The organism is Neptunicoccus cionae (assembly GCF_002860325.1).
In the GTDB taxonomy this organism is placed as follows: Bacteria; Pseudomonadota; Alphaproteobacteria; order Rhodobacterales; family Rhodobacteraceae; genus Amylibacter; species Amylibacter lutimaris.
This window is the reverse complement of the sequence record NZ_PKOJ01000013.1, coordinates 17,874-28,749: the sequence shown is the minus strand read 5'-3', so window position 1 is coordinate 28,749 and position 10,876 is coordinate 17,874. Positions and strand designations below refer to the sequence as shown.

Below are 10,876 nucleotides of genomic sequence, written 5' to 3'. Positions count from 1 at the left end.
TGGAACAAGGTCTGCGTTTTGCGATCCGCGAAGGCGGCCGCACTGTAGGCTCCGGCGTTGTTTCCAAAATCAACGACTAAATACCCTAACCGGCGCACCCGGTTGGAGTAGTTTACGAAATGAGCGGCCATCCTTCGGGGTGGCCGTTTTCATTTGCGCAAGGGTGCTTGAAGCAGGCGCCGACCGGCGCGCGGCGCGTGTAACTCCGGAAGGTTTCCACCTCGGGTTAAACGGGGTGTGGCCCTTGGGCCAATGTGTCGGGAGAACCGGCCTAAACAAGGCAATTCCAGACTTACCCATTGTAAAAAGACCTGCTATCCTCTGTTGAGTATTTCACACGTGGGACGTGTTTTTGGGGACTGGATGTCACGTAAAAAGAAAATCCTAGTGACCGGAGGCTCCGGCTTCATCGCAAAGCACGTCATTCTCCAGTTGTTGAACGAAGGCTTTGACGTCCGCGCTTCTGTGCGTACGCCCTCTCGCAGTGCCGAGATTATGGATGCGATGGTGGCCCACGCCAAAGACACAACGGATCTGGAAAGCCGGCTGGTGTTTTGTACGCTTGATCTGAATGAAGATGATGGATGGGACGAAGCGCTCAAAGGGTGTCAGGCTTTGATCCACACTGCCTCTCCTTTTCCAATGACACCGCCCCTGCACGAAGACGACCTGATCAAACCCGCCGTTGACGGTACCCTGCGCGCCTTGACCGCTGCACAGGCCGCAGGAGTGGAGAGGGTGATCCTCACCTCTTCAGTTGCGGCAATCTATAACAAGCGCCTTGCTGCGGGGCGTAACCGGTACAATGAAACAGACTGGTCGGAATCCAACTCCCCGCTGGCAACCCCTTATTCCAGGTCGAAGACAAAAGCGGAAAAGGCAGCGTGGAATTTTGTACGCGAATACCCCGAGATGAAACTGACGACGATCAATCCCTCTCTGGTTCTGGGGCCACCGCTTGACACAAAGATCGGCACTTCTCTCAAAGTGGTTGCGCGGTTGTTGTCCGGTAAGGATCCAATGGTTCCAAATCTTGGTATGGCTGTTGTGGATGTTCGGGACATTGCCCTGATGCACGTGCGCGCCTTGCAACGTCCTGAAAGCGCAGGCAGCCGGTTTATCGGGTCGGAACGGTTCATGTGGATGCAAGACATCGCGCTCTTGCTGAAGGCAGAATACCCTGACCGCAAGATTGCAACCCGTCTTGCACCGGATTGGGTGATGCGTTTGATGGGGATGTTCGACAAGACGATTGCGGGGATTATACCCTCGCTTGGGCAGGAAATCCCGCTAGATAATTCCGCCGCAGCAGAGGTTCTGGGTATGGAATTTATCGAGGCGCGGCAGGCGATCAAAACCTCTGCATCCTACTTGATCCGTGAACATCTTGTTCCCTAAGTGCCGGGCCTGTCAGTGAAAAATCCACAAAGCAGCCCAATCACTCCTGTGGAGGTCCGCGCCACTGACAAGCCACCGCTGTGGATCATGCGCCTGATCTGGGTTGTGGTTGCACTGGCCTTGCTGCGCAATTTGTTCCCGCCCAATTCCTTTACTGCCACCGTATTGATTTTCGACTATGAGAACGGTCTGGTACGGCGCGGATTCTGGGGGGAGGTTCTGAACCTTTTCTGGGGGGAGACTGTCTCGAAGTCCGAGATATTTGCTGCCAGTGCCGTTCTTACGCTGGTGGGGCTGGCAGCCTTGCTGGCGGTTTTCGCCAAATGGAGCGCCGTTAGTTTTGCCGTGGCGCGCTGGATGCTTCTATTTGTTTGCTCCTTCGCTTTTTCAGCGCTTGTTGCAAGCACCGGATATATCGATCTTGCATTGATCGGGGTTGTTTCACTCGTTCTTTTCTTCGATCCTCGCAGCACCATTGGTGTCTTTTTGCGCTGTCTGGCAGTCTTCGCCGGAATGTTCATGCATGAGGTCATGCTGCCTTATTTCGCGGTGTTTCTGGTTTATGACATCTGGTTGTCTCGCCCGACTGCGCGCCATGCCCTGATCGCCCTTGGACCCTTGGTTGTGGGATTTGCCGCCCTTTTCATCTTGTCAGTCTGGGGCCAACTTCCACAGGAGGAAGTCGCGGATTATATCGCCCATATTGAAGCCAAATCAGAGTTCTCGGCAGAGCCCGAGGCTACGGTCGTGATGGAACGGACGTTTTCGGACAATATGGTGATGATGGCCGAAAAACGCGGGATGCTGGATTACCGGAGTTGGGTACTGTTTGACGGGTTGCCCCTGCTGGTCATGTCGCTCTGGCTTATTGTGATCAATTTGCGCCTGTTACCAGAGACCGCGGGTGCGCTGACACGGCTGCTTTTGGCGGGTGCGATCCTTGCACCGCTCAGTCTGAATATCATAGCTTTCGACGTCGTTCGCTTCGGGGCGGTTTCCGTGCTGATCGGTTTTCTGTGCGTGATTTCCCTGCTCCGTGCCGATCCTTCTGCGGCTGGCCGTCTGGACCGGATTTTGGGCTGGCCGCTATTGTTGATCGTGCTGGTTCTGAACCTGCATGTGACGGTAAACCAGATGAACACGGGGGACCGTCAGGACTATGGGGCGCCATGGGCCATAATCAAACAACTGGACTGGCTGCGTTAGGCTGTTTCGCTGCAGGGAACTTTCCCGCAGTTTCCCGCAGAAAGCAGCGCCAAAACCGTTTTCCCCTCTTGCATCAAAGCCGTTTTGCCGTTACGCCACCACTCAATCTGGTTCTAGGGGTTTAGCTCAGTTGGTAGAGCATCGGTCTCCAAAACCGAGGGTCGTGGGTTCGAGTCCCTCAGCCCCTGCCAGATTAGTCTTCTATACATACTGATAGACGAATTACGCTCCAGAGAGCTGTTGATTCGGCAACTTTTGCTGCACAATGCTCTGGTTGGCTACTTGACCTATGGTCACTTAAATTTGACGCGCGCCAAATAGCTAAGAATTGGTTCAAGTTTGAATTTAGTTGCATCTAAATCACAGATATTACTTCCCACTCCGGTTGCTGGAAGCTTCAAGCCGCCTTTCTGACACATTCCCCTGTCACTGATGGGGAAAGGAATTCGGGCACCCTACCAGCGGAGATTGTGACAGGTGCTTATGGCTTGAGGCGGAACAATGGCTGACTATACAGTCGGAATTTACAACTTTGACCCGTACTTCGTCTTTTCGCGCAATGCGAATGGAACGGCGACGTACAACGGTCCGGCCAATTCATCGGGCACTGCCACAATCACTGACAACGGGACCGGTGTCGAAGGCGCATCGCTCGAAGATGATACAGCCGGTGAAACCGCTACAGTAGACATTTCCATCGGCGGAAATACTTCGACCGGTGTTGCCGTCAGCGCCGAGGAGGTCTGGACTATTGAGGACACCTCCACCGGTGAAATCTTCCAGATCGTAACTTTCCACGTCTCTTCCGGTGATGCTTCCGGTTATTACACCCTGTCGGAGCAGCCGCTCTCGGTTGGAACCACATATCGCACAGTCGCCTTTGACAGCGAGCCTGATGCCACAGCGGGCGATGCGGTGTTTACCTTTGCCGATTATACCTCTGATCTCGGGGACGGGACCGTCGATGGCACTGCCGGTGATGACGTCATTGATGACAGTTACAACAGTGATCCCGATGGCGATCAGGTAGACAATAATGACAGTCTGACAGATCCGCCTGTTGAATCGGTTTTCAGTTGGCAGGCACAAGGCGCGGACGAACAGGATGTCTTTTCCGGTGTCAACGATACGGTCAACGGGATCGAGGTGGACATATCCTTTGTGGATGATGGAAACTCCGATACGATTTCGCTGGAGCATGGGAACCAGTACGTCGGGGGCGATAGCACCTTCGACTCCACGTCGGGCATCGAAATCCGCGGTGTTGGCGGGGTCGGGGATACCTCGACCACCACAATAAATTTCTCTTCGGTCACAGGCTCGGGGATGCGGGACGAGGTGGAGAACGTAAAGTTCTTCATCAACGATCTCGACACAAGTAACTGGCAGGATGTAGTCGGCGTCTACGCCTATGATGCGGCTGGAAACGAGGTGCCGGTCACCTTCACCGTTCTTGGCAATGAAACCGTGTCGGGCAATGTCATCACGGGTGGGGCGGGCAACGATAGCGAGACCGAGGCCGACGGGTCGGTCATGATCGAAGTCGATGGTCCGGTTGCGTCCATCGTTATTGATTATGACAACCTCGGGACCGGCGGGCAGAAGATGCTGCTGACCGACATCCATTTTGATGCCGTTCCACTTGGCGCCAATGATGATGTTATCGAGGCCGGAGCCGGCAATGACAGCATTGATGCCGGCGTTGACAACGATACGGTCTTTGGCGGGACTGGATCGGACACGATCAACGCCAGCGAAGACGATGACACTCTTTATGGCGGCGATGACGCCGATGTGTTCCAGCTTGGCGACAATCTTGGCAACGACAGCATTGTCGGTGGCGAAGGTGGTACGGACAGCGACACGATCGACGGGTCTGCCCTGACCAGTGGCATGGATGTTACCTATACCGGTAACGAGGCCGGTACGATCAACGACGCCACCGGCCAGATTGCGACTTTCTCGGAAATCGAAGAACTGGTGTTGACCGGTCAGGATGACACGGTTGATGCCTCTGCCACGACGCAGGCCGTTTCTGTAGACGCCGGTGCCGGTGCGGATTCCCTAATTGGCGGTTCCGGCGCGGATACACTTGTCGGCGGGGACGGGGATGACACGCTGGCGGGCGGCGGCGGTGCGGATACGCTCTTTGGCGGATCCGGTATGGATTACGCGGATTACAGCAGTTCGGCGTCTGGCGTGACCGTTAACCTGACCACAGCAACCGGTAGCGGCGGAGACGCCGAAGGGGATGTCTACGGTGGCATCGACGGTCTGATCGGCTCTTCTTTTGACGATGTGCTGACAGGCTACGACGGGCAGGGACCGGGTTACACCAATGTGTTTTATGGTGGCGCGGGCAATGACATCCTGACCGGACTTGGTGGCGACGATACCTTATTTGGTGGTGACGACGAAGACACCTTCATCCTTGGCGATGGATTTGGAAACGACACCATCTCGGGTGGCGAAGGCGGCGGTGATAATGACACAGTAGATGCCTCGGCACTGACGACCGGCGTTGATGTGAACTACACCGGTGACGAGGCCGGAACCCTGACGGACGGTTCGGATACAGCGACCTTCTCTGAAATGGAAGTCCTTGTGCTGACCGATTATGCGGACACTGTAGATGCTTCGGCTTCTAACAGTGGCGTGTCGATTGAAGGCGGTGGCGGGGACGATACCATCGTAGGGAGCGCCGGTGGTGATTCTCTGGATGGCGGCGCCGGTGCAGACAGCATTGACGGCGGTGCAGGGGCGGACACCCTTTACGGCGGGGCCGGAGCAGATACGCTGAACGGCGGCGATGGTGCCGACACGGTTTATGGCGGCGATGATGTCGACATGATCGACGGCGGCGCGGCTGCGGATCTGCTCTATGGCGGGGCCGGTGCGGATACGATCACCGGCGGCGACGGAACCGATACGCTTCACGGGGATCAGGGCAGTGATGTGCTGTACCTTGGTAAATCCGATCTGGCCTACGGTGGGGACGGGGACGATACCTTTACCATTGATGTAACGCAGGACCAGTCGGGCCCGATCACGATCTTCGGTGGTGAGGGTGATGAAACCGGCGCAGGCGATACAATCGATTTCGCCGGACAGCTGCAAAAAGGCTCCATGGTCATCACCGATGCCGATGATGCCAATGGCGGTCTTACCGGATATGCCTTTCTGCTGGATGGCACGCGGGTGGATTTCTCGCAGATTGAGAATATCATCTGTTTTGCCCGTGGCACAAAAATCCTGACCCACAGTGGTGAGGCGTGTATCGAGGATCTGTCCGAGGGGGATCAGATCCTGACACTCGACAACGGGTTGCAGCAAATCCGCTGGATCGGTTCGCGTAAAGTCCCTGCTGTGGCCGATTTCGCGCCAATCGTGATTTCCAAAGGCGTTCTTGGAAATCACAGTGATCTGGTTGTCAGTCCGCAGCACCGCTTGCTGGTATCCGGCCCCATTGCGGAATTGCTTTTCTGCGAAAAGGAAGTTCTGGTTCCTGCCAAACATCTGCTCAGCTGGGACGGTGTCTACCGCGCCGAAATGCCGGAGGTCGAATATTTCCATATGCTATTTGACACCCATCAGATTGTGCACGCTAACGGTGCCGCAGCCGAAAGCTTCCATCCCGGCGAACTGGCGCTGGATGCAGTTTCACAAGAAGCGCGCGCTGAAATCCTGTCGTTGTTTCCCGAACTCGCCGAGACACCGGCCGCCTATGGTCCTGCAGCGCGTTTCAGCCTGAAAGCCCACGAAGCAGAGCTTCTCGGGCAGGGGATGGCTTAGGTCGAAACACATCACAGGTGCACAGGGCCCCTTGAACTTTGTAGTGTTCCGGCGTATCTGCACACTTGCATGTAAAAGAGGAGCCGGACATGGCTGTTACAAATCCGATGCAGTTTGCACAGCAGGTTCGGGCCGAAGTGGCGAAAATCGTCTGGCCAACCCGTCGTGAAACGATGATTACAACCGGCATGGTCTTTGTTATGGCCTTTCTGTTCGCCCTGTTTTTCTTTGGCGTGGACCAGATCACCCAGTTGATCCTGACCACTATTCTGTCATTGGCGGCTTGAATTAAAGGCTGCGACGGGGTAGATGGCCCCATCCCAACTGAAATGGCGTGCATAGATTCGGATTGTGCGCCCTTTTTCTGTCGGGTTCGGGATGTGAAAGCATCTGTATTTTAATGAATTCTGGCGGGATGTCCCGCCGTGGCAAAGGTGTCAGGCGAAATGGCGTTACGTTGGTATTCGGTTTCTGTGCTCTCAAATTTTGAGAAAAAGATTGCCGAAGCGATCAGAGAAGCGGTGGCTCAGGAAGGGCTTGAGGACGAAATCGTTGAGGTTCTCGTCCCGACCGAAGAAGTGATCGAAGTGCGCCGTGGCAAAAAGGTTCCGACCGAACGCCGCTTTATGCCGGGTTACGTTTTGGTGCGCATGGAGATGTCCGAAAAGGGGTATCACCTGATCAACAATATCAACCGCGTCACAGGCTTTCTGGGGCAGCCCGGCAAACCGAGCCCGATGCGCGACCGCGAGGTTGCTGCCATCCTGAATCAGGTTGAGGAAGGCGCGGAACGTCCGCGGACCCTGATCTCTTTCGAGGTTGGCGAAAACGTGAATGTAACAGACGGCCCGTTCGAAGGCTTCGCCGGTATGGTGGAAGATGTGGACGAAGAGAACTCTCGTCTGAAGGTAACTGTTTCGATTTTCGGCCGCGCAACACCGGTCGAACTGGAATACACACAGGTTTCCAAACAAACCTGAGTGGGCGGCAGGGGAGACCCTGCCTTGCGGGTGAAGGCCCGTTCATTTGTGGGAGGTGATCTGCGCGCGCGCAAGGATCCGCACCACGCTAACCAAAGAGCAGTGACGCGTCACTGCTTGTAGGGTGGGCGCAAGTCCACCGATGACAAAGGAGGCCGTAATGGCTAAAAAAGTCGCTGGCACGATGAAGCTGCAAGTTAAAGCTGGTCAAGCCAACCCATCCCCACCTGTGGGCCCTGCACTGGGTCAACGGGGCATCAACATCATGGAATTCTGTAAAGCGTTCAACGCGAAGACAGCCGACATGGAGCCAGGTGCGCCATGCCCGACCGTGATTACTTATTACGTCGACAAATCCTTCACTATGGACATCAAGACTCCGCCTGCGTCCTACTACCTGCGCAAGGCTGCGAAACTGAAGTCCGGTGCGAAACTGCCTGGTCGCGAGACTGTAGGTTCCGTGTCCGTTGCACAGGTTAAAGAAATCGCTGAAGCGAAAATGAAAGACCTGAACGCGAACGACATCGAAGCTGCGATGAAGATCATTCTGGGCTCCGCCCGTTCTATGGGCATCGAGGTGAAGTAATGGCTAAGTACGGTAAAAGAACTACTGCCGCTCGTGAGGCATTCGCTGGCAAGGAAAACGTTTCTGTAGAAGAAGCCGTATCCCTGGTTAAAAACAACGCTACAGCCAAATTCGACGAAACCGTTGAAATCGCTCTGAACCTTGGTGTTGACCCACGTCACGCCGACCAGATGGTTCGTGGCGTTGTGACCCTGCCGAACGGCACAGGTAAAACAGTACGCGTTGCTGTATTTGCCCGTGGTCCGAAAGCAGAAGAAGCACAAGCTGCCGGCGCAGACATCGTTGGTGCAGAAGACCTGATGGAAACCATCCAAAGCGGCAAGATCGAATTTGATCGCTGCATCGCGACCCCGGACATGATGCCTATCGTTGGTCGTCTGGGTAAGGTGCTTGGCCCGCGCAACCTGATGCCAAACCCGAAAGTTGGCACAGTGACTATGGATGTTAAATCCGCTGTGGAAGCTGCCAAAGGCGGTGAAGTCCAGTTCAAAGTTGAAAAAGCCGGTGTTGTACACGCTGGCGTTGGCAAAGCCTCTTTCGACGAAAAGCAGCTGGTTGAGAACGTAAAAGCGTTTGTTTCCGCTGTTCAGAAAGCCAAACCTGCCGGTTCCAAAGGCGCGTACATGAAACGGATCAACCTCAGCTCTACAATGGGCCCGGGTGTTTCTGTTGATGTTGCAGGTGCGCTGGCTGACTAAGCCGCATTGAATTTCGTCAGGGGCGGTCGTTTGAAACCGCCCCTGACACCCCAAAATCACATGACCTCGCGTCATCTAAAGTGATTTTATTAAAACCCTCCGTTTAAATCTGAGCGAGAAAAACATACTGATCCCAATGGGTTGCGTGGGGTTTTCCGTGGATTCATCTATTGTTAACTTTACGCGCGCTAATTTTTTCCGGTTAGGGTGGTTTTCAATTAACTTTAATACTCTACATCGCATCCTGTGGCGGGCTTGGCACGGGAAAGAAAGACGATGGCAGAAGTATTCAATGTTCTCTATTTGGGACAGCTTGCGGATATCGATACGCGGGAAGGCAACTATACGGCAGAAGATGCCGACGAACTCGTCGGGCTGACGTTCGGGTCGGAAGGTGATGCACTTGCCAATCAGGTGAAGGAATTTTCCCCCGGCTCCACAGGATCGTCGGGCGGGGTTGCTACAGCTTATGATCAGGCGAATGACCCTTCCGAAACCTTCCGCATAGATGGCGGTCCGGATCAGACTTTTGATGCTTCGGCAGTTTACAATGCCACAGTGACCTATGTTGATGGCAGCACTGCCCAGATCACAGCTGTGGTTTTTCAGGATACAGATGGCAATACATATCTGGCCCCGGAATTTACCGCGAACGCTGATCAGGCTGTTCTGGAAGCTGCGCCGATCCGGTCCCTCACGCTCGATAGCCTTGCTGGTAACCGTTATCTCGGTCTGACTGCGAACCGTGAATCTGCGGATTTCGTGACGTGTTTCACGACGGGTATGATGATCAGCACACAGAAAGGCCCGAGGGCTATTCAGGAACTGGCTGTGGGCGATCTGGTCAAGACGCAGGATCACGGATTTCAACCGATCCGCTGGATCGGAACAACACACTGTGTTGCCAAGGACGGATTGCGCCCCGTGCACATTCGTGCGGGGGCTCTGGGGATCAATTTGCCAGCTCAGGAGCTGGTGGTTTCCCAGCAGCACAGAATTCTGGCCCGTTCGCGTATTACACGACGTATTACCGGCGTCTCCGAAGCATTTGTGGCAGCCAAATTCCTGCTGGATCTTGAAGGTGTTTCCTTGGGGGCGGCGGGGGAAGTCGTGACATATTATCACCTTCTGCTGGATCGCCACGAAGTGATCTATGCGAACGGCATGCCGACAGAGTCCTTGATGACGGGGGAGCAGGCGCTATATTCGATAGGACAAGACAGCGTGAGCGAGATAACGTCCCTGTTTCCGGACTTGATGATGACAGCCGGAATACCCGCCCGTCCTATTCTTGAGGGCGCCAACAGGAAGCAACTGATCGCGCGGCATGTTAAAAATAACAAAGCACTCCATGCGGCCTGATCATTGCGCACGGATTTTAACCATTCGGCGTATTCCCGCCGTTGGGGGCTTGGCAATCGGGCTCAGGGCGGTTAGGTAAGGCAACGCAGTGAAGCGTGCGATTCGTCGTGCGCTTTTTCTGCTTTCGTCCAAGACGGTGAGTGCAGGTTTCCTGCTTAATTTCTTGCCTGAGACGGTGAACGAACAAAAGCACGTGGTGGAAGCCTCGGGCGTTTTGGGAGGGAACCGTAATTAAGGACCCTAAGTGCCAGAGATGCCTCGGCAGATCTGGTGAAAACGAGCCGGAGGGCGCAAGCTCTCCATAATTTGGAGCAATACTGTGGATAGAGCCCAAAAAGAAGCAGTGGTCGGTGAACTCGGCCAAATCTTCACGGACTCTGGTGTAGTGGTCGTATCCCACTATGTCGGTCTTACAGTTGCAGAAATGCAAGACTACCGTGCGCGCATGCGTGAAGTCGGTGGTTCTGTACGTGTTGCCAAAAACAAGCTCGCCAAAATCGCTCTTGAGGGCACCCCATGTGAAGGCGTCAAAGACCTGCTGTCAGGTATGACCGTTTTTGCATACTCCGAAGATCCGGTTGCTGCGGCGAAAGCCACAGAAGCCTTCGCTAAGGAAAACGACAAGCTCGTAATTCTTGGCGGGTCTATGGGAGATAACCTTCTGGACGTTGCCGGTGTGAAAGCCGTTGCTGCGATGCCATCCCGCGAGGAGCTTATTGCTTCCATCGTTGGTTGTATCGGGGCACCTGCTTCCAATATCGCTGGTGCGATTGGCGCGCCTGCCTCCAACATCGCGAGTATCCTCTCGACGATCGAGGAAAAGGCAGAGGCTGCATAACAATAACTGCAAATGT

At 54.8% G+C, this 10,876-nt stretch carries 10 protein-coding genes and 1 tRNA gene; all 11 read left to right on the top strand.

Translation table 11 applies throughout. The annotated features are described in order from the left end of the window. A partial coding sequence (locus C0U40_RS20445) for a hypothetical protein (RefSeq protein ID WP_219619823.1) occupies nucleotides 1–80 on the top strand: 80 nt, incomplete at its 5' end. 283 nt (nucleotides 81–363) lie between these two features. Continuing rightward, nucleotides 364–1,398: an SDR family oxidoreductase gene (locus C0U40_RS19890; RefSeq protein ID WP_101657542.1), complete on the top strand. Its 1,035-nt coding sequence runs from the start codon at nucleotides 364–366 to the stop codon at nucleotides 1,396–1,398. 15 nt (nucleotides 1,399–1,413) lie between these two features. Then, a complete protein-coding gene (locus C0U40_RS19885) occupies nucleotides 1,414–2,604 on the top strand; it encodes a hypothetical protein (RefSeq protein ID WP_145991961.1) in 1,191 nt (396 codons plus the stop codon). Between the two features lie 115 nt (nucleotides 2,605–2,719). Beyond that, nucleotides 2,720–2,795: transfer RNA gene (locus C0U40_RS19880), tRNA-Trp, on the top strand. A gap of 310 nt (nucleotides 2,796–3,105) precedes the next feature. Next, nucleotides 3,106–6,396, top strand: coding sequence for a Hint domain-containing protein (locus tag C0U40_RS19875; RefSeq protein ID WP_101657540.1), 3,291 nt, complete (start codon nucleotides 3,106–3,108; stop codon nucleotides 6,394–6,396). 89 nt (nucleotides 6,397–6,485) lie between these two features. Then, nucleotides 6,486–6,683 (top strand): preprotein translocase subunit SecE, encoded by a 198-nt coding sequence (gene secE / locus C0U40_RS19870; RefSeq protein ID WP_101657539.1) that lies wholly within the window; start codon nucleotides 6,486–6,488, stop codon nucleotides 6,681–6,683. Nucleotides 6,684–6,842: 159 nt separating this feature from the next. Beyond that, nucleotides 6,843–7,376 (top strand): transcription termination/antitermination protein NusG, encoded by a 534-nt coding sequence (gene nusG / locus C0U40_RS19865; protein ID WP_101657538.1) that lies wholly within the window; start codon nucleotides 6,843–6,845, stop codon nucleotides 7,374–7,376. A gap of 160 nt (nucleotides 7,377–7,536) precedes the next feature. Then, a complete protein-coding gene (gene rplK / locus C0U40_RS19860; protein ID WP_101657537.1) occupies nucleotides 7,537–7,962 on the top strand; it encodes a 50S ribosomal protein L11 in 426 nt (141 codons plus the stop codon). After that, on the top strand, nucleotides 7,962–8,660 hold the full coding sequence (gene rplA / locus C0U40_RS19855) for a 50S ribosomal protein L1 (RefSeq protein ID WP_101657536.1): 699 nt from the start codon (nucleotides 7,962–7,964) through the stop codon (nucleotides 8,658–8,660). The genes rplK and rplA overlap by 1 nt, the downstream gene beginning before the upstream one ends. Before the next feature lie 276 nt (nucleotides 8,661–8,936). After that, nucleotides 8,937–10,022: a Hint domain-containing protein gene (locus tag C0U40_RS19850; protein WP_101657535.1), complete on the top strand. Its 1,086-nt coding sequence runs from the start codon at nucleotides 8,937–8,939 to the stop codon at nucleotides 10,020–10,022. 319 nt (nucleotides 10,023–10,341) lie between these two features. Then, nucleotides 10,342–10,860 carry a 50S ribosomal protein L10 gene (rplJ, locus tag C0U40_RS19845; protein ID WP_101657534.1) on the top strand — a complete coding sequence of 173 codons (519 nt, stop codon included), beginning with the start codon at nucleotides 10,342–10,344 and terminating at the stop codon, nucleotides 10,858–10,860. Nucleotides 10,861–10,876 lie beyond the last annotated feature (16 nt).